Annotated in this window: 7 protein-coding genes and 2 pseudogenes; 5 read left to right on the top strand and 4 right to left on the bottom strand. The window is 73.8% G+C overall.

The features are described from left to right. Positions 1-13: 13 nt before the first annotated feature. Complete coding sequence (locus D9753_RS32120) at positions 14-862, bottom strand: NAD(P)H-binding protein (protein WP_121790176.1); 849 nt, start codon at positions 860-862, stop codon at positions 14-16. Continuing rightward, the gene (locus tag D9753_RS32115; RefSeq protein ID WP_121790175.1) at positions 859-1,284 is read right to left on the bottom strand and encodes a nuclear transport factor 2 family protein; all 426 of its coding nucleotides are present in this window, start codon (positions 1,282-1,284) and stop codon (positions 859-861) included. The genes D9753_RS32120 and D9753_RS32115 overlap by 4 nt, the downstream gene beginning before the upstream one ends. An 87-nt stretch (positions 1,285-1,371) precedes the next feature. On the opposite strand from D9753_RS32115, the gene D9753_RS32110 reads away from it, so the two are divergent. The 4 genes from D9753_RS32110 to D9753_RS32095 all read left to right on the top strand — a co-directional run bounded on the left by D9753_RS32110 (position 1,372) and on the right by D9753_RS32095 (position 5,247). Continuing rightward, positions 1,372-1,965, top strand: coding sequence for a TetR/AcrR family transcriptional regulator (locus tag D9753_RS32110; RefSeq protein WP_121790174.1), 594 nt, complete (start codon positions 1,372-1,374; stop codon positions 1,963-1,965). A gap of 422 nt (positions 1,966-2,387) precedes the next feature. Next, the gene (locus D9753_RS32105; protein WP_121790173.1) at positions 2,388-2,585 is read left to right on the top strand and encodes a hypothetical protein; all 198 of its coding nucleotides are present in this window, start codon (positions 2,388-2,390) and stop codon (positions 2,583-2,585) included. Positions 2,586-3,046: 461 nt separating this feature from the next. Beyond that, positions 3,047-5,032 (top strand): APC family permease, encoded by a 1,986-nt coding sequence (locus tag D9753_RS32100; protein ID WP_121790172.1) that lies wholly within the window; start codon positions 3,047-3,049, stop codon positions 5,030-5,032. A gap of 32 nt (positions 5,033-5,064) precedes the next feature. Beyond that, on the top strand, positions 5,065-5,247 hold the full coding sequence (locus D9753_RS32095) for a hypothetical protein (RefSeq protein ID WP_121790171.1): 183 nt from the start codon (positions 5,065-5,067) through the stop codon (positions 5,245-5,247). A gap of 359 nt (positions 5,248-5,606) precedes the next feature. Here D9753_RS32095 and D9753_RS32090 read toward each other — a convergent pair. Continuing rightward, positions 5,607-5,897 (bottom strand): annotated as a pseudogene (locus D9753_RS32090) (type III polyketide synthase); the annotation flags it as partial. Positions 5,898-6,665: 768 nt separating this feature from the next. Between D9753_RS32090 and D9753_RS32085 the strand changes: the two are divergent. Next, positions 6,666-9,452 (top strand): AAA family ATPase, encoded by a 2,787-nt coding sequence (locus D9753_RS32085; protein WP_121790170.1) that lies wholly within the window; start codon positions 6,666-6,668, stop codon positions 9,450-9,452. A gap of 101 nt (positions 9,453-9,553) precedes the next feature. Here the strand turns inward: D9753_RS32085 and D9753_RS39755 are convergent. Continuing rightward, a pseudogene (locus D9753_RS39755) lies at positions 9,554-20,061 on the bottom strand (SDR family NAD(P)-dependent oxidoreductase). Positions 20,062-20,143: the final 82 nt, after the last annotated feature.

Genomic DNA, 20,143 nt, shown 5'->3' with positions numbered 1-20,143 from the left:
GAGTTCCCGGACATCAACTGTTGCATCCCATCTCCGCTGCCAGGAAGGCGCGGAAGGTCCGCGGGGGACGCCCGGTGATGCGCTGGACGGTGTCGGTGACGCGGTCCTCCGCCCCCTCGGCGATGGCACGGTCCATGCCGGCAAGCATGGTGGCGAACTCCGGTGGCATCAGTCCCGTGAGGCGATCACACATCTCCTCGTACGACAGCCGTTGGTGGACCACGGGTCGGCCGGTGGTCTCGGTGATGATCGCGGCGATGCTGTCGTAGCCGAGCGCCTCCGGTCCGGTCAGCACGAGGTCGGTGTCGGGGGCGCGGGCGTCGGTCAGGGCGTGGACGGCGACGGCCGCGATGTCCCCGGCGTCGATGAAGCCGACCCGGCCGCTCCCGGTCGCGGTCCGGACGACGCCCTCTTCGCGCATGCTCACCGCGTGCGGGTGGGTGCCGGTGAAGTTCTGCAGGAACCAGGAGGGCCGCAGCACCGCCCACTGGTCGAACAGCGCGGGCAGGGCCCGGTGCACCGCTCCTACCGCCGGGCCGCCCTCGGGGACGGCCGAGGAGCTGAGGAGCACCGCGCGCCTCACCCCCGCGGTCCTGGCCCGCCGGAGGAACGGCAGCATGATCGCCGCGGGATCGGGGTCTCCCGGGGGCGGTACGAGGTAGACGCGGTCGACACCGTCGAGCGCGGCGGCGTGGGTGTCGGGGCGGCGCCAGTCGAAGTGGACCGGTTCGGCGCCCGGCACCGGGGTGGCGTGACGGCTGGCGGCCTTGACGTGGTGACCGGCAGCCGTCAGCAGCGCGGTGACGCGGCTGCCGGTGGTGCCGGTGGCGCCGATGACGAGAGTGGTGCCGGTGGCGGTCATCGGTTGCTCCCGGTGAAGTCGGTGCCGGGTTGCAGGACGGCGAGGGGGTTCCAGTAATCGCGGTAGGAGGTGATGCGCCCGTCCCGGACGGCGACGACGGCGATGTAGGTCATCTCGAAGGGCTTGTCGGTCTGCAGCAGGCGGCCGACGCCGCGCATCTCGACCACGATGGTCTCCGGATCGGTGGTCCGGTGGATCCGCAGGCCGGGGAAGTCGTGCAGGTCGATGTGGTCGGGGTAGGGGCGCATGTAGGCGGCGATGGCCTCCCTGCCCTCCAGCCGCCCGGGCCGGCCCTCGGGGGCGAAGGGGAACTCCATGACGCCGTCCTCGGCCCACAGGTCGATCCAGCCGGCGATGTCCTTGGCCAGCAGCAGCCGCAGGCTGTGGCGATAGAGATCCGCCGGAGGAGTCGGTACGGACATGGGTGTCCTCCATCTCGTAAAATGTGGACCTCGGGTCCGCTTTGACGATACGGACCCATGGTCCGCTTTGCAAACAGGAGGAACCGCGTGGCCGAGCGCAAGTCCCGCAAGGACGCCGTCCGCAACCGGGAGGCCGTGCTCGCGGCCGCCGACGCCCTCTTCGCCCGCTGCGACAGTCCCGAGGACGTCACCATGGCCGGCATCGCGGCGGCGGCCGGCGTGGGCAAGGGCACGCTCTTCCGCGCGTTCGGCGATCGCACCGGGCTGCTGCGCGCCCTGTACGAGGCGCGGCTCGAGCCGGTCAGAGAGGCCGTCGAGACCGGCCCGCCGCCCCTGGGGCCCGCCACCCCGCCGGAGCGGCGCGTACCCGCGCTGCTCGACGCCGTCCTGTGTTTCAAGCTCGACAACCGCCGCCTCGCGCTGGCCCTGGAGGAGAGCGGGAGCGCCAGCCCGTACCAGGCAGAGCACTACGAGCGGTGGCACGGCCTGCTCCGAGCGGTACTCGATCAGATCCCCGGCATGGCCGACAGCGACTTCACCGCCCACGCCCTGCTCGCGGCCACCCGAGCCGATCTCGTCGAGCACCTGGCCGGGCAAGAGAGCGTGCCACGGGACGCGATGCGGGCCCAACTGCGGCACTTCGCCACCAGAGCCCTGACCCCAGTCCCCCACGGGGAATGACCGCCGGCGGCCCACACAGCCCCACGGAAGAGCTGTGGCAACGGGCCGTTCCATAGCCTCTGCGCCCTGCATCCGACCACCGGGCACGCGCCGATGTCTCCGGCCGGGCGCAGGGATCCCGCACAGGCATGTCCGGCACTCCGGGTTTTCCCCGGCAGGACAGGAAGGAAGTCCCGGTGCGCTCACTGTCCATCGCCGCCTCCGGCACTCCGCGTTGCCTGCGGTCTGGTCATCGCAACGGCCGCTCTCGCGACGGCAACTGCTTCTTCCGCCTCCGCGGCTCCGGCGGACGTTGCGTACAGGTCCGTGATCCGATCCAACTCCGGTGGAGCCTGGTGGCGGGCCGGCTCCATGTCGCCCGGATCCGTCACTCACCCGCCGGCGGCGAAAAGGTTCGGTCGGACAAGGCATGATCAGGTGCTATGACTGCTGGAGAGATATCTGAGCATCCGCCGATCTACGGCCGTTTGGTCGCGGAACGCGGCGACGTCCTGGCGGAGACACGCAGTGCGGCCGAGCAAGCGCAGCGTCGAGCGCGGCAGGCACTGGACTGGAGCGGTCTGCGGCCGCCCGTGCAGCGCCTGGAACAGGCAGGGGGCACCTTCTCGGCCTTCGGCTGAGTACCGATGACCCCACTCCCTCCCCTCCGTCGCCACCACCGGGTTCAGGCCGGGCGATGGATGGGGTAGGGCTTGCCCGCCGTCGATCTCGCGCTCGGTCAGGAAGCGGCCGAAGCGCGACTGCGCCCCTTGTTCGAGGAGGTCCCGCACCCGGGCGCCGACCCGTTGGCGGCGGGAAGAGGGCCTGCGGTTGCGCGCCGGCCCGGTGCTGCCCGACATCAGCGTCCGCACGTGGTCGGTGTGTGTTCCGCGGGCCAGTCCCACCAGGCGTCCGGACCGCCCGCAGCGACCGGACGGCGGCACGCGCGCTGTTGCCGAGCAGGGCGGAGACGCGGGCAGCCGCATGTGTTCCGGCCCGGTGGGCAGTGGCAGTACCCGGAAGGCCCATACTCGGTGATCGTCGTCCGTGCCGTCGCAGTGGTGGCCGGACCGTAGGGCAGGCAGGAAGGTTGTTGCGGGACATGCGGAACGCCAATGAGAAGTCAGCGGTGCCGGAAGTGGTGGAGAGTCCCGCTCTGCTGCCGCAGCCGAGCAGCAGGGTGGCCCGGTGGCTGCTTCGTCATCGCGTGCAACCGGTCGGCCGGGCAGCGGGCGAGAGTCACAGCGAGCAGCACGCCTGGTGGAAAGTGATGTGCCTGACCGGCGTCGACTATTTCTCCAGCCTGGCGTACGTCCCGGCGATCGCCGCGCTCGCGGCCGGGGCGGTCTCGCCCCTGGCGACGCTGTTGATCGTGGCGCTGACCCTGCTGGGAATGCTGCCGATGTACCGGCGGGTGGCCAAGGCGAGCCCGCGCGGCGCCGGGTCCGTGGCGATGCTGGAGGACCTGCTGCCGTTCTGGTGGGGCAAGCTCTTCGTGCTGGTCCTGCTCGGCTTCGTGGCCACGTCCTGGCTCATCACCATCACCTTGTCGACCGCGGACGCCTCCGTCCACGTGATGCAGAACCCCTTCTTCCCCGCCGCGCTGCACGGTCACGAGGTGGCTCTCACCGTGGCGCTCCTGCTGATCCTGGGAGGGGTGTTCCTGCTCGGGTTCAGCGAAGCGGTCAGCGTGGCCATCCCGTTGGTGGCCCTCTTCCTGGCCCTCAACGCGATAGTCATCGCTGTCGGCCTGGTGGACGTGTTCACCACGCCGGGGGCGTTCTCGGCATGGACGGACGCGCTCGTCGAGGGCGGTGGCGGCTTCGGCGACCTGATGACTCCCGCACTCCTGGCGTTCCCGCTGCTGGTCCTCGGACTGTCCGGCTTCGAGACCGGGGTGAGCATGATGCCGCTCATCTCCGCCGACGGCGCCGACGACGAGCAGCAATTGCGCTCGCGGATCCGCAACACCCGCAGGCTCCTTTCCACCGCCGCGCTCGTCATGAGCGTCTACCTGCTCTCCTCAAGCTTCGTGACGACCGTGCTGATCCCGCACAAGGAGTTCGAGGCCGGTGGTGACGCCAACGGCCGGGCCCTGGCCTGGCTGGCCCACGAACGCGTCGGGGAAGCGTTCGGAACGGTCTACGACATCAGCACCATCTTGATCCTGTGGTTCGCCGGCGCGTCCGCCATGGCAGGGCTGATCAACATCGTGCCCCGGTACCTGCCCGACTACGGCATGGCCCCCGAATGGGGACGTGCGGTACGCCCCGTCGTCCTCGTCTACACCGCCTTGTGCGTCCTCATCACCATCGCGTTCGACGCCGACGTCGACGCCCAGGCCGGCGCCTATGCCACCGGGATCCTGGCCATGATGGTCTCGGGGGCCCTCGCCGTCACCATCGCCGCCGCACGCCACGGCCGGCGGCCGGCCGCGGCCGGGTTCGGCCTGCTGACCCTGATCCTTCTCTACGCCCTGGTGTACAACATCGTCGACAAGCCCGACGGCATCGCCATCTCCGCCTGCTTCATCGGCGGCATCATCCTCGTGTCGCTGATATCCCGTGTCTCGCGCACCACCGAGCTGCGCGCGGACCGCATCGTCTTCGACGAGGCCGCCCGCCGGTTCATCACCGACACTCTCGACCACGACAACGCCATCAACATCATCGCCAACCGGCGTCAAGCCGGCGACAGCGCCGAATACAGCGCCAAGGAACGCGAACAGCGCGGCACCAACCCCGTGCCCGGCCCGGCCGATATCCTCTTCCTGGAGATCGACGTAGTCGACCCGTCCGACTTCAGCGAGACCCTCACCGTGCACGGCGTCGAAGTCGACACCTACCGCATCCTGCGCGCCGAGGCACCGGCTGCCCCGAACGCCATCGCCGCGATCCTGCTCGCCCTGCGCGATGCCACCGGAGTACGGCCGCACTGCTACTTCGCCTGGGCCGAAGGCAGCCCGCTGAGGCACATGTTCCGCTACTTCCTGCTCGGCCGCGGCGACACCGCACCGGTCACACGCGAAATCATCCGCAGCAACGAGGCCGACCCCGAAAAGCGTCCCGGCATCCACGTCGGAAGCTGACAACCCCTCAGAGCTGGTATTCCGGATCGACGGTGCCCGCACGCCGCGCCGTCGATCCGGCTTCGCCCCGGGGCTCCCCAGGCGGCCTGAGCAGCGACGACCACAGCGACGGCCGCCCACTCGCCTTCACACTCACCGGCGGCAACACCAACGACCGCTGCGCCCACTTCACCGCTGCGACGGAGGCGATCCGGGTGCCCCGCATCGGCCCGTGACGCCCCCGCGTGCGGCTCACCCATGTCCTGGGCGGCAAGGGCTACGGCTCCGGAGCAATCGGCGGCCGGCTCCGACGGCGGCCGGAGCCGCGCGGGCAGGTGAGCCGGCCGGCAGCGCACCTGCCGACCGGCACCGAGAGCAGTCACTCGGCGTAACGCACCGGTTCGGCGGCCGATCGGCCACCGAACTCGCGGCAACGACCGGCCGAAGCGACCCGGGCAGCAGTGCGGGCGCCCGCACACATTCCGCGTCGAGCAGGTCACCGACTCCCCGTACGGCGGATGGTCCCCCAGCGCGCGATCCGCCGGTGGGGGCGAAGCGGCCCCCCGGTGCTATTCAATGAGGTGTGCGGTCAGGGATCTCGGGGCCCCGCCGCCAGCCCGGCTGCCTGCGGGGCCCCGCGCGCCGCACGCTCCCCGTAGGACTGCACGGCCTCCCGGGCCGGCGCGGTACGCTCCTGGACCGTCTGCGACGCGGGTATCGCCTTCAGGGCGGCGATCACCCGGTTCACGTCCTGCTCGGTGAACCCGTCGCGTACCAGCGCCCTTCGGGCCGGCCCGACGCCGGCAGCCCGCAGGCCGCTGCCGTTGCCGGACGCCACGGCGGTCTCCACTGGCAGCATCCCGGAGCCGCCGTCCCCAGCACGCATGGACGCCAAACGGACATACACCCTCTGATTCAGATAATTTGGGTGGCCTTGGTGGACGCAATACGGCACACATCGCCAAAACAGCGGCTCCACAGGCCCTACCTGACTTACCGACAGCCGCCGGCGGTCGCTCCCCCTGCCCGACGAGTGATGTCCGGTTCCTTTCTTTAACCGTCCGGTAAATCAACGGACTGTAAATAGACGTCTCGGCGGACCGTCGAGACAGTAGGTAAGGGACATCGACATGACCGTAGTTGCCCCTCACTGACCACAGTTGACCCCTATCGGACGATGGTTGACAACGTTAACATAGACAGATACGGTTTCTACGTGCTATAAGCATCTAATCTTCAATTCGGGACTCGACCAGCAAAGCTGCGGACAATCGAATCAATCTCGGCCAGCAATTGGCTGAAACCGTTCGGTCCGTGGACTTCGGGCCGCTTCGCGGCCGTACCGGCGGTAAGCATCGGAACAACAATGTGACGCAGCATTGGGGTCCGCCCGCGGTACGCGGCATAAACGGGAGACCAGAGGATGCGACGCCTCTCGCGTGATGCGGGCACGGATCACTCCGGCGGACGCGCGCACGCTTCGCCGCCGGTCAGAAGCTGTGCGCCAGAGGCCGGACCGGTGCGGCGCGCCGCCTTTGCCGCGGCGCCGTCGTCCTCACAGACTCTCCCCGCAGCGTTGTGTGGCGCCGCGCCCGCGCGAGGGAAACGGCGCACGTTCCGGCTCGGGGAAAAAAATCCAGGGGGGGGACCCACGATGCACCTTTTCGGCCGTTCGAGAGAACTGCACGCCCTGTCCGAGGCGTTCACCGACACCAGGCGGGGAAACGGCCGACTCGTGATCATCACGGGCGGCCCCGGATCCGGCAAGACCCAGCTGATGCATGAATTCCTCACCACCCTGAACGGCACCGACGTGTGCGTACTGACGGCCACGGCCTCTTCGGCGGAACGAGAACAGCCGATGAGCCTGGTCGGGCAATTAATGCGCAACGCGGAGGCGGAGTGCGCAATATCACACCACGCGTCCTCGGCGGTGAACTCCCCGGCGCAGAACCGACGCTCCTGGGCCCCCGGGCCGCACGCCCTCCCGGCGCCCGCCGCACATGAGGCGACCGAAACGCTGCTGCACCTCGTCCCGGACGAACGTCCCCTGGTCATCGGCCTGGACGACGCCCACACCATGGACCAGGCCTCGCTCCGAACCGTCGTCCACCTGCTGCGCCGTAGCCGCTCCCGGCGGGTGCTCGTGGTGTGCGCCACCTCCGGCCATTTCGGCGAGATACGCTCGGCCGCCCACACCGAGCTGCTCCGCCAGCCGCACCGCCGGGTGCGGCTGGCCCCGCTGTCGGAGGCCGGCGTCGGCGAACTGCTCGCCGCCCAGGCCGGACGGGTCCTGCCGGGACACGTGCGCACCGCCTACCACCGGGCCACCGCCGGCAGCCCGCTGCTCGTGCACGCCCTGCTGGACGACAGCACCCGCTTCGGCCCCGAGATCGGCCGGCCCATCGCCGGCGCCGCCTACCGCCAGGCCGTGCTGTCGCTGCTGCACCGCGGCGAAGCGGGCCAGGTCCGGGTGGCCCGGGCCCTGGCCGCACTCGGCACCCTGGCGGAGACGGTGCCCGTCGGCGAGCTGGCCGGCACCACACCCGCCGGCACCCAGGAAGCCGTGGAGGTCCTCAACTCCTCCGGCCTGCTGGACGGTCACGCCTTCCGGCACCCGACCGCCGCCGCGGCCGTCCTGGAGGACATGGACGCCGCCGCCCGCGGCGAACTGCACGGCCGGATAGCCCACCTGCTGTATCGTTCCGGCGCCCGCGCCGTCGAGGTGGCACGTCACCTCCACGCCGCGGACCTCGTCCCGGCGCAATGGGGCGCCGCCGTCCTGCGCGCCGCCGCGGAACAGGCGCTGGCCGCTGACGACGTGGAGCGTTGCACCGACTATCTCGGTCTGGTCCTGCGCGACTGCGCCGACGAGCAGGAACGCCACGCCCTGTCGGTGGCCCTGGCGCGCGCGGAGTGGCGCACCAACCCGGCGGCGGCCGGCCCCCATCTGGAACCGCTGCGCGAGGCCGCGCTGGACGGCAAGCTGAGCATGCGGGACACCGCCACCGTCCTGCGGTACCTGCTGTGGCGGGGCGACACCGAGCTGGCCGCCCAGGCCGTGACCACGCTCGTCAACGCCCAGTCGCCCGCCGACGCCCAGATCGTCGCCGAGGTGGAATTCGTCCGTCAGTGGTTCTACGGCGTCGCGCTCCCCGGCAGGGGCGCCCCGGTCACCGGCCTCGGCCCACGACCCCGGCAGGTGCGCGCCCACTCCGGCGGACTGACCTCGCGGGTGGCCGCACTCATCGGCGGCGAGGCCACCGACGAGTCCGCGGCGGCCGTCGCCCAGGCCCTCCAAGGGCACCGACTGGACCATCTGAACCTCGAGCTGGTCGCGATGTCGCTGCTGGCGATCGCCCACGCGGACCGGCCCGCGATCGCCGCCGAGGCCTGCGACGGACTGCTGGAGTGCGCCGTGGAGCACCGGGCGACGACCTGGCAGGCCCTGCTCGGCTCCGTCCGGGCGGAGATCGCCCTGCTCCAGGGGGACGTGACCGCCGCATCGCAGGGCGCGCTCGCCGCGCTCGGCATTCTGGCCGCCCCGAGCTGGGGGGTGCTCATCGGCCTCCCGCTGGCGACGGCGATCTGCGCGCACACCGCCATGGGCTCCTACGCCGAGGCGGAGGAACTGCTCCGGCACGATGTGCCGGAACCCATGTTCCGCACCGTGTTCGGCATCCAGTACCTGCGTGCCCGCGGTCACCACTATCTCGCCACCGACCGGCCCTTCGCGGCACTGGGCGACTTCGAGACCTGCGGGCGGCTGCTGCGCGAGGGTAACCCCAGTCTGCAGAAGGGCATCCCCTGGCGGTCCGACCTGGCACTGGCGAACCTGCGGATCGGCAAGGCCCGCACGGCCCGCGAATGGGCCGAGGAGCAACTGCGGCTGCCCGGCGGCCACAGTTCCCGCGCCCGGGCCATGGCACTGCGCCTGCTGGCCGCGACCTGCAAGCCGCACCGCAGGGCCTCGCTGCTGCGCGAGTCGATCGACCTGCTCAAGGCGTGCGGCGACCGCTACGCGCTGTCCCAGGCGTACGCCGACCTGTCCGCGGCCCACTACGAGCTCGGTGAGTACGCCCGGGCCCGGCTGGTGGCGCGGCAGGCGGCCCGGGAGGCCGAGGCCTGCCGCATCGAGTCGCCGGTCGATGCCCACCTGCTGGAGGACCCGGTACGACCCGAGGCCCCCGAGTCCGAGGGCGGCCCCGCGATCCTCAGCGACGCCGAGTGCCGGGTCGCCGGGCTGGCCGCGCTCGGCTACACCAACCGCGAGATCAGTGCCCGCCTGCATGTCACGATCAGCACGGTGGAGCAGCACCTCACCCGGGTCTACCGCAAGCTGAACGTGGCCAGCCGTTCGGAGCTGCCGTCGAAGATGCTGGAGCATCGCATCCCGAAGCTGTCCGACCGCTGGGCCTGCACCAACTCGTCCGCGGGCTGAGCGGGCCCGGCGCCGCACCGGCCAGGGAACAGGGAGAACGGAACGGAGCGCGGCCGCACCGGTGGTGTCACCGGTGGGGCCGCGTCCTGTCCGCCGTACGGTCAGTTGAAGCTCCCGAGTTCGTCGTCCAGGATGTCGAAGAGCTCGTCGGCCGTGGCCGTCTCCAGACCCGTCCCGCCGGTGTGCCCGGTCCCGCTCTCCGGCGACTCCCCGGTGCCGTCCCACCGTGCGCTGAGGGTGCGCAGCCGGGCGGCCACCCGGGCCCGCTGCTCCTCGTCCAGCGCGGCCGAGTCCAGCGCCGCGCCCAGCGCCGCCTCCAGCCGCACCACTTCGGCCTCGATGTCGACCGGCCCGGCGGAGGTGTCGCCGCCCAGCTCCGCGAAGAGGTGCCGGGCGAGGGCGTCGGAGGTCGGGTAGTCGAAGGTGAGCGTGGTGGACAGGCGCAGGCCGGTGTCGGCGCCGAGCCGGTTGCGCAGCTCCAGGGCGGCCAGCGAGTCCACGCCCAGGTCGCCCAGGGAGCGCTGGGGGTCGACGGCGCTGCCGGAGCCGTGTCCGAGGACGTCGGCGACGTGTCCGCACACCGTCTCCACCAGCAGGCGAAGGGCGTCGGCGGCGCCCAGCCCGGCCAGCCGCCGCGGCAGCGGTTCGACGGACGCGGGCGCGGCGGTGGCCGCCACCCGGGCGGTGCGCCGTTCGGCCGCGGGGGCGAGACCCCGGACCAGAGCGGGAGCGTCCTCGGTGACCTGGACCCGGACCGGCAGCAGCAGGGCCCGGTCGGCGGCCGGGGGGCCCTGGGCGGTCAGCGCGCGGTCGAACAGGGCCAGCGCCCGGTCGGCGGGCAGCGGCAGGATGCCGTCGCGGGCCAGCCGGCGCAACTCGGGCTCGCCGAGCCCGGCCGCCATGCCCTGCCCCGTGTCCCACAGTCCCCAGCCCAGCGAGAGCGCCGGCAGCCCTTCGGTACGGCGCCGCGCGGCCAGGGCGTCCAGGAAGGCGTTCCCGGCGGCGTAGTTGGCCTGGCCCGCCGCACCCAGGGTGCCGGCGGCGGAGGAGAACAGGACGAACGCGGCGAGGTCGAGGTCGCGCGTCAGCTCGTGCAGGTGCCAGGCGGCGTCGGCCTTGGGCCGCAGCACCGCGGCCAGCCGCTCGGGGGTGAGGTCGGTGAGCAGTCCGTCGTCCAGGACGCCCGCGGCGTGCACCACGACGGTCAGCGGGTGCTCGGCCGGCACGGACGCCAGCAGGGCGCCGAGCGCGGTCCGGTCGGTGACGTCGCAGGCGGCCACGGTCACCGTCGCGCCCAGGGCGGCCAGTTCGTCCAGGGCGCCGGGCTCGGGAAGCCGCCCGCTCCGGCCTGCCAGCAGCAGATGGCGTACGCCGTGCCGGGTGACGAGGTGCCGGGCCAGCAGCCGGCCGAGGCTGCCGGTGCCGCCGGTGACGAGGACGGTTCCCGCCGGGTCCAGGGCGGGCGCCCGGCCCTGCTCCGGGTCGGTGACCCGTGCCAGCTCCGGCACGTACACCGTGCCGGAGCGCAGGGCCAGTTCGGGTGCGCCGGTGGCGACGGCGGCCGGGAGGGCGGCGGCCGAGGCGGGGTCGCCGTCGGTGTCGGCGAGCACGAACCGGCCGGGGTGCTCGACCGCCGCCGCCCGCACCATGCCCCAGATCACGGCCTGCGCCGGGTCGGGCGCGGCGTCGGCGTGGACGGTGACGGCGGATCGGGTCAGCACCACCAGCGGTGCGTCGTCCGGTGCGTCGGCGAGGTGGCGGCGCAGCGCGGTGAGGGCTTGTACGGCGGTCTCGCGGGCCGCCGCGGGCGGTGCGGCGCCGGGGTCGGTGTCCGCGGTGAGGGTGAGGGTGCGGGGTGCGGGTGCGGATCCGTCGGCGGCGACCGGGAGTTCGGTCCAGCGCACCTGGAACAGGTCGCCGGGCTCCGGCGTGGCCGCGGTCAACTGTTCGGCGGTCACCTGGCGGATGCGCAGCGAGCCCACCTCGGCCACGGGTGCGCCCGCGCCGTCGTACAGGCGCAGGGTCATGTGGTCGGTGCCGTGCGGGGTGAGGCGTAGCCGCACGGCCGTGGCGCCGGTCGCGTACAGGGTGACGCCCTCCCAGGAGAAGGGCAGGGTCAGCACGGTCGGATCCTGGCCGTCGAGCAGGTCGATGGCGTGCAGCGTGGAATCGAGCAGCGCCGGGTGCAGTGCGAACCCGTCGGCCGCGTCGGCGTCCGGCAGGGCGAGTTCGGCCCAGACCTCCTCGCCGAGCCGCCACGCACCGCGCAGGCAGCGGAACAACGGGCCGTATGCATAGCCCTGTTCGGCCAGGTGGTCGTAGGTGCCGGTGATGTCGACGGGGACGGCTCCGGCGGGTGGCCAGTGGGTCGCGGCGGCCGGTTCGGGCATGGTGCGCGGGGCGAGGACGCCGGTGGCGTGCCGGGTCCACGCGCCGTCCGCGCCCTCCGGGCGGGCGTGCACGGTGAGGCGCCGGCGGCCGTCGGCGTCCGGGGCCGCGGCGGCCACCTGGAGGTGGACGGCGCCGTGCTCGGGCAGGACCAGGGGGCGTTCCAGGGTGAGTTCCTCCACGTGCGGGCGGTGGGTGCGGTCGCCGGCGTGGAGGGCCAGTTCCACGAAGGCACTGCCCGGGACGAGGACGACACCCGCCACGGCGTGGTCGGCGAGCCAGGGGTGGGTGGCCAGGGAGAGGCGGCCGGTCAGGGCCACCCGGTCGTCGCCGGCCAGCTCCAGGGCCGCGCCGAGCAGCGGGTGCCCGGCCGGGGCCTGCCCGAGACCGCCCGCGTCCGCGACCGCGCCGGGCTCGTCGTCCAGCCACAGCCGCCGGCGCTGGAAGGCGTAGGTCGGCAGGTCGGTGCGGCGGGCGCCGGTGCCGGCGAACACCCGCCGCCAGTCGACGGGCACGCCACGCACGTGGGCGGTGCCGAGCAGGGCCGCGAAGGTCTGTTCCTCGTCGCGGTCGCGGCGCAGTGCCGGGACGAAGGCCGACCGTTCGGCGTCGGTGACGGCGTGCGCGGCCATGGCCGACAGGACGGCGTCGGGGCCGAGTTCGATGAAGTTGCGCACGCCGTCGGCCTCCAGCGCGCGGACGCCGTCGCCGAAGCGGACCGCCTCGCGGACGTGCCGGACCCAGTACGCGGGGTCGCACAGCTCGTGCTCGCCGGCGCGCGCGCCGGTCACGTTGGAGACGACGGGGCGGGCAGGCGGCGCGTACCGCAGTTCGCGGGCGGTCTTCTCGAACTCTGCCAGCATCGGGTCCATCAGCGGGGAGTGGAAGGCGTGGCTGACCCGCAGCCGTTTGGTGCGGCGGCCGGTGAAGGCCGCGGCGACCGCGTCCACGGCGGCCTCGGTGCCGGAGACGACGACGGCGCGGGGCCCGTTGACGGCGGCGACGGACACCTCGGGGCCGAGGTGGGGCAGCACCTCCTCCTCGGTGGCGTCGACGGCGAGCATCGCGCCCCCGGCGGGCAGTGCCTGCATCAGCCGGCCGCGCGCGGCGACCAGCCGGGCGGCGTCCGCCAGGTTCCAGACCCCGGCGGCGTGCGCGGCGGCCAGTTCGCCGATGGAGTGGCCGGCGAGCAGGTCGGGCCGTACGCCGTGCGACTCCAGCAGCCGGTACAGGGCCGTCTCGACGGCGAAGAGGGCGCTCTGCGTGTAGAGGGTGTGGTCGAGCGAGCCGGCCGCCTCGGTGCCGCGCTCGGCCCACATCACGTCCCGCAGCGGGCGGTCGAGGTGGGCGCCGAGCGCCTCGCAGGCCTCGTCCAGCGCCTGCCGGAAGACGGGGTGGGCGGCGTACAGGCCGCGGCCCATGCCCGGGCGCTGGGCGCCCTGGCCGGTGAAGAGGAAGGCGGTCCCGCCGGTGCCGGGCCGGCCGCGGACCACGCTGTCCGTGGCGGTGCCGTCGGCCAGCGCGGTGAGTGCGGCGAGGAGTTCGTCCCGGTCGCGGGCGACGACGGCGGCCCGGTGGGTGAGGGCGGCGCGCTCCGTGGCCAGGGAGCGGGCGAGGTCGGGCAGCGGCCGGTCGGCGACCGCGCGCAGCCGGGCGGCCTGGGCGGCCAGCGCCTCGGGGGTGGCGCCGGAGATCACGAGGGGCAGCAGCGGGGCCGGCGCCGGCCGCGGGTCCGGCACCGGCTCCTCGGACGGTGCCTCTTCGATGATCGTGTGGGCGTTGGTGCCGCTGATGCCGAAGGAGGAGACGCCCGCCCGGCGCGGGCGGCCGGCCACCGGCCAGTCCCGCTCCTCGGTCAGCAGCCGAACCTGCCCCGCCTCCCAGTCGACCTTCGTCGACGGCCGGTCCACGTGCAACGTCCTCGGCAGCACCCCGTGCCGCATCGCCAACACCATCTTGATGACACCCGCCACACCCGCAGCGGCCTGCGTGTGCCCGATATTGGACTTCACCGACCCCAGCCACAACGGGACACCCGATCCACGACCCTGACCATAGGTGGCGAGCAGCGCCTGCGCCTCGATCGGATCACCCAGCGTCGTCCCCGTCCCGTGCGCCTCCACCACATCCACGTCCGCGGCCGACAACCGGGCCGACGCCAACGCCTGCCGGATCACCCGCTGCTGCGACGGACCGTTCGGCGCCGTCAGCCCGTTGGACGCGCCGTCCTGGTTCACCGCGGAACCCCGCACCACCGCCAGCACCTCATGACCGTTGCGCCGGGCGTCCGACAGCCGCTCCAGGACGAGCATCCCGGCGCCCTCGGACAGGGCCGTGCCGTCCGCCGCGTCGGCGAAGGACTTGGCGTGGCCGTCGGCGGCGAGGTTGCGCTGCCTGCTGAAGTCCACGAACGTCTCCACGGTCGACATCACGGACACCCCGCCGGCCAGTGCGAGGGTGCACTCGCCCTGCCGCAGCGACTGGGCGGCCAGGTGCAGCGCCACCAGGGACGACGAGCAGGCGGTGTCGACAGAGAGCGTGGGGCCCTCCAGCCCGAGGGTGTAGGCGACCCGGCCGGAGGCCACGCTGCCGAGGCTGCCGTTGCCGAGGTAGTCGCGCACGGACTCGGGGACGCGGTGCAGGCGGCTGCCGTAGTCGTGGTACATCACGCCCGCGAACACGCCGGTACGGCTGCCGCGCACGGAGTGCGGGTCGATGCCGGCCCGCTCCAGCGCCTCCCAGGACGTCTCCAGCAGCAGCCGCTGCTGCGGGTCCATGGCCAGGGCCTCGCGCGGGCCGATGCCGAAGAAGTCCGGGTCGAAGTCGGCGGCGTCGTACAGGAATCCGCCCGACCGGGTGGAGGAGTGGCCGGCCTTGCCCGGCTCCGGGTCGTACAGGCCGTCCAGGTCCCAGCCGCGGTCGGCGGGGAAGGCGCCGATGCCGTCGCCGCCGTCGGCCAGCAGCCGCCACAGCTCCTCGGGGGTGCTGACGCCGCCGGGGTAGCGGCAGGCCATGGCGACGATGGCGATCGGCTCGTCCGCTTCCCGTTCCCGCACGGCGACTTCGGTCTCGGCCGGCGCGCCGAACAGTTCCGTCTTCAGGTGTCGCACGAGCGCGCCCGCGTCGGGGTGGTCGAAGACCAGGGTGGCGGGCAGGCGCAGGCCCACCGCGGTGCCGAGACGGTTGCGCAGTTCCACGGCGGTCAGCGAGTCGAAGCCCACCTCGCGGAAGGAGCGGCGCGGGTCGAGCGTCATGTCGCTGCCGTGGCCGAGGACGGCCGCGACCTGGGTGCGGACCAGCTCCAGCAGGGCCGCGTCGCGTTCGTCGGGGCCGAGCGCGGCGAGCCGGTCGGCGAGCGACGCGGAGTCCGTGCGGGAGGCCGCGGTACGGCGGGCACGAGCGGGCACCAGGGCGCGCAGCACGGCCGGGACCTCCGGGGCGCGGCGCAGGACGGCCAGGTCCAGGCCGATCGGGAGCAGCAGCGGCTCGTCGGCGGCCAGGGCGGCGTCGAACAGGCGCAGGCCCTCCTCGGTGGACAGGGGGCGGACGCCCGCGCGGGCCATGCGGGCCACGTCGGCGTCGGTGAGGTGGGCGGTCAGCCCGGTGCGCTGCTCCCAGAAGCCCCAGGCCAGCGAGTGCGCGGGCAGGCCGTGGTGCCTGCGGTGGGCGGCCAGCGCGTCGAGAGGAAGGCGTTGGCGGCGGCGTAGCCGGACTGGCCCGCGCCGTCGACCGTGCCGGCGGCGGAGGAGAACAGGACGAACGCGGTGAGACCGAGGTCGCGCGTCAGCTCGTGCAGATGCCATGCGGCGTCGGCCTTGGGCCGCAGGACGGCGTCCAGGCGGTCGGGCGTCTGGTCGGTCAGCAGGCCGTCGTCCAGGACGCCGGCGAGGTGGACGACCGCGGTCAGCGGGCGCTCGGGTGGTATCCCGGCGAGGAGGGTGGCGAGTTGTTCGCGGTCGGCGGCGTCGCAGCGGGCCACGACGATCTCCGCGTCGAGGCCGGCGAAGTCGTCGGCCGCGGTGCCGCTGCGCCCGGCCAGCACCAGGCGGCGCACGCCGTGTTCGGTGACCAGGTGCCGGGCGACCACGGCGCCGAGGACGCCGGTGCCGCCGGTGACGAGTACGGTGCCCTCGGGGTCGAGCGGCGGGACCCGGTCCGGCGGTGCGGTGCGGGCGAGCCGGGGGACGTGCGCGGTGCCGTCGCGCAGGGCGAGCTGGGGGTTCGCCGCCAGCCGCCGCGGCGGCCACCGCGGCGGCGGCATCGCCCCCGTCCACCAGCACGAACCGCCCGGGGTGCTCGCCCTGCGCGGCCCGGACCAGGCCCCACACGGCGGCGCCCGCCAGGTCGGTGACGTCCTCCTCCCCCACGGCCACGGCGCCCCGGGTGAGCACCACCAGGCTCGCGGAGGCGGTGCGTTCGTCCGCGAGCCAGTCCTGTACGGCGGCCAGCACCCGCTCGGTGGCCAGGCGGGCGCCGGTGACCGGGTCGTCGTGGCCGCCGGCCGCCAGCACCACCCAGTCGGGCACGGAGTCCAGTGCGGCCGGGCCCCGTTCGTCCAGCACGGCGTATTCCGGTGCGGGCGTGGCGGGTAGGGGCAGGGCGGGCCAGTCCAGGCGGTAGAGGTCGTCCACGCGGGCCGTGGAGGTGAGCGCCGCCGCGTCGACGGGCCGGGAGACCAGGGCCTCGACCTCGGCGACCGGGGCGCCCGTGGGGTCGGCGAGCTGGAGGGACAGCGTCTCGCCGCCGTGCAGCCGGACCCGCAGGGCGGTGGCGCCGGCCGCGTACAGCGAGACCCCGGTCCAGGAGAAGGGCAGCCGGGCGGTGTCCTGGCCGTCGGTGACGAGGCCGTCGGCGTGCAGGGCGGCGTCGAACAGGGCCGGGTGCAGGGCGAAGGCGTCGGCTTCCACGGGCAGTTCGACCTCGGCGAAGGTCTCGTCGCCGCGCCGCCAGAGCGCGCGCAGCCCCTGGAAGGCGGGCCCGTAGTCGTAGCCGAGGCCGGCCAGGCGGTCGTAGGCGTCCTCGACCGGTACCGGCTCCGCGCCCGGGGGCGGCCAGGCGGTGAGGTCGAAGCCGGGCGCGGTGGTCCGCGGGGCGAGCAGGCCGGTGGCGTGCCGGGTCCAGGCGGTGCCGTCGGCGCCCTCGGGGCGGGAGTGGACGGTCAGCGCGCGGTGTCCGGTGTCGTCGGGGGCGGCCACGTGCAACTGGAGCTGGATCGCGCCCCGGTCGGGCAGGGTCAGCGGTGCCTGGAGGGTGAGTTCGGCGAGGTGCCCGCAGCCGAGGTCGTGGCCGGCGCCGAGTGCCAGCTCCACCAGGGCGGTGCCGGGCAGCAGGGGGGTGTGCCGGACACGGCGTGGTCGGCCAGCCAGGGCGCGGTGGCGGTGGAGAGCCGGCCGGTGAACACGGTGCCGCCCTCGGCGACCGGGACGGCGGCGCCCAGCAGCGGGTGGCCGGTGGTCTCCAGGCCGGCGGCGGTGACGTCGCCGGTGGTGGCGGACCGGCCGAGCCAGTACCGCTCGCGCTGGAAGGGGTAGGTGGGCAGGTCGGCGGCGCGGACCGGCAGGTCGCCGAAGACGGGTGTCCAGTCCACCGGGACGCCGGCCACGAAGGCTTCGCCGAGGGCGGTCAGCAGGCGCTCGGGGCCACCGTCGTCGCGGTGCAGGGAGCCCAGGCCGGTGATGTCGGCGCCGGCGGCGTCGGCGGTCTCCTCGACGCTGTGCAGCAGCACGGGGTGCGGGCTGCACTCGACGAACACCCCGTACCCGGCGTCCAGCAGGGTCCGTGTGGTCGGTTCGAACAGCACGCTCTGCCGCAGGTTGGTGTACCAGTAGCCGGCGTCCAGGCCGGTGGTGTCGAGCCGGGCGCCGGTGACGGTGGAGTAGAACGGCACCTCGGCGGGCCGGCCCCGGACGTCCGCCAGGTCGGCGAGCAGCCGCTCCCGGATCGACTCGACGTGGGCGCTGTGCGAGGCGTAGTCCACCGGGAGCCGCTTGGCGCGGTCGCCGCCGGCCACGATCGTCTCGTGGAGTTCGTCCAGGGCGTCGGCGTCGCCGGACAGCACCACGGAGGAGGCACCGTTGACGGCGGCCACCGCGACCCGGCCCTCGTAGCGGGCGACGAGGTCGCGCACCCGGGCGTCGGGCAGGGCCACCGACATCATGCCGCCGCGGCCGGAGAGTTCCCGGGCGATGGCCTGGCTGCGCAGGGCCACGACGCGGGCGCCGTCGGCGAGGGAGAGCGCGCCGGCCACGCAGGCGGCGGCGATCTCGCCCTGGGAGTGGCCGATGACGGCGGCGGGCCGGACCCCGTGCGCGCGCCACACCTCGGCGAGTGACACCATGATCGCCCACAGCACGGGCTGGACGACGTCCACCCGCTCCAGCGGCTGCCGCGCCCGCACCGTCTCGACGAGGTCCCACTCGGTGACGGGCGCGAGGGCCGCGGCGCAGTCGGCCATGCGGGCGGCGAACACCGGTGATGTGTCGAGCAGGTCGGCGGCCATGCCGGGCCACTGGGAGCCCTGGCCGGGGAAGAGGAAGGCGATGCGGGACTCGCCGGCCGGCCGGCCGCGCACCACGTTCGGCGCGGTGTCGTCGCCCTCGGCGAGGGTGGTGAGGCCCGCGGTGAGGGCGGGCAGGCCGGCGCCGGTGACGACGGCCCGTTCGGCCAGTGCGGCGCGTCCGGTGGCGAGCGTGCGGGCGATGTCGGGGACGGGGCCGGCGCCGGTGGTGAGGTGGTCGAGGAGGCTGCGGGCCTGGGCGGCGAGGCCCTGGGTGCCGTTGCCGGACAGCACCAGCGGGAGCGGGCCGGTCCAGGCGGGTTCCGCGGTGCGGGGCTCGGTCTCGTCGGCGGCCTCCACGATGACGTGGGCGTTGGTGCCGCTGATGCCGAAGGAGGAGACGGCGGCACGGCGGGGCTCGCCGTCGGCGGGCCAGTCGCGGGCCTCGGTGAGGAGTTCGACGGCGCCGGCCTCCCAGTCGACCTGGGAGGTGGGCTGTTCGGCGTGCAGGGTCTTCGGCAGCCGGCCGTGCCGCAGGGCCATCACCATCTTGATGACGCCGGCCACCCCGGCGGCGGCCTGGGTGTGCCCGATGTTGGACTTCACCGAGCCCAGCCACAGCGGCTCGGCGCGGTCCTGGCCGTAGGCGGCGAGCAGGGCCTGCGCCTCGATCGGGTCGCCGAGCGGGGTGCCGGTGCCGTGGGCCTCGACGGCGTGCACCTGACGGGGCTCCAGGCGGGCGTCGGCGAGGGCGGCGCGGATGACGCGCTGCTGGGAGGGGCCGTTCGGGGCGGTCAGGCCGTTGGAGGCGCCGTCCTGGTTGACGGCGGTGCCGCGCACCACGGCCAGCACGCGGTGGCCGTTGCGCCGGGCGTCGCTGAGCCGTTCCAGCAGGAGCAGGCCGGCGCCCTCCCCCCAGCCGGTGCCGTCCGCGCCCTCCGCGAAGGACTTGCAGCGGCCGTCCAGCGCGAGGCCGCGCTGGCGGGAGAAGTCGATGAAGGTGTCGGGGGTGGACATCACCGTCACGCCGCCGGCGAGTGCCAGGCCGCACTCGCCGGTGCGCAGGGCCTGCACGGCGAGGTGGAGGGCGACGAGCGAGGAGGAGCAGGCGGTGTCGACGGTGACGGCGGGCCCCTCCAGGCCGAGGACGTAGGAGACGCGGCCGGAGGCGACACTGCCCAGGTTGCCGTTGCCGAGGTAGCCCTCGACGCCCTCCGGGACCTCGGTGAGCCAACTGCCGTAGTCGTGGTACATGACGCCCGCGTAGATGCCGGTGCGGCTGCCCTTGAGGGTGTGCGGGTCGATGCCGGCGCGTTCGAACGCCTCCCAGGCGGTCTCCAGCAGCAGCCGCTGCTGCGGGTCCATGGCGAGGGCCTCGCGCGGGCTGATGCCGAAGAAGCCGGGGTCGAACTCGGCCGCGTCGTACAGGAACCCGCCTTCGCGGACGTGGGTGCGGCCGGGGGCGTCGGGGTCGGGGTCGTAGATGCCGTCGACGTCCCAGCCGCGGTCGGCGGGGAAGTCGCCCACGGCGTCCGTGCCGGTGTCGACCAGCCGCCAAAGCTGCTCGGGCGTGCTGACGCCGCCGGGGTAGCGGCAGCTCATGGCGACGATCGCGACGGGCTCCCGCGCCGCCTCGGTGACCTGGTCGTGTCGTTGGCGCAGCCGCTCGTTCTCGAGCAATGACTCGCGCAGCGCCTCGACGATCTGCTCGACGGATGTGTCCACGGTCGGTGTCGCTCCCTGCTGGCTCGGCGGCGCTGGTGACGCGGTGGAGGGTGCGCCGGGTAGGGGTGGCCCGGTGCCGGAC

It is taken from the genome of Streptomyces dangxiongensis (assembly GCF_003675325.1).
Classification (GTDB): domain Bacteria; phylum Actinomycetota; class Actinomycetes; order Streptomycetales; family Streptomycetaceae; genus Streptomyces; species Streptomyces dangxiongensis.
The sequence above is the reverse complement of the archived record's forward strand: the minus strand, read 5'-3'. Positions and strand labels throughout refer to the sequence as shown.

Bases quoted from the DNA above. Each gene is read 5' to 3' on its own strand.
- D9753_RS32120 (WP_121790176.1), bottom strand. From the start codon at position 862: ATGACCGCCACCGGCACCACTCTCGTCATCGGCGCCACCGGCACCACC.
- D9753_RS32115 (WP_121790175.1), bottom strand. From the start codon at position 1,284: ATGTCCGTACCGACTCCTCCGGCGGATCTCTATCGCCACAGCCTGCGG.
- D9753_RS32105 (WP_121790173.1), top strand. From the start codon at position 2,388: ATGACTGCTGGAGAGATATCTGAGCATCCGCCGATCTACGGCCGTTTG.
- D9753_RS32100 (WP_121790172.1), top strand. From the start codon at position 3,047: ATGCGGAACGCCAATGAGAAGTCAGCGGTGCCGGAAGTGGTGGAGAGT.
- D9753_RS32085 (WP_121790170.1), top strand. From the start codon at position 6,666: ATGCACCTTTTCGGCCGTTCGAGAGAACTGCACGCCCTGTCCGAGGCG.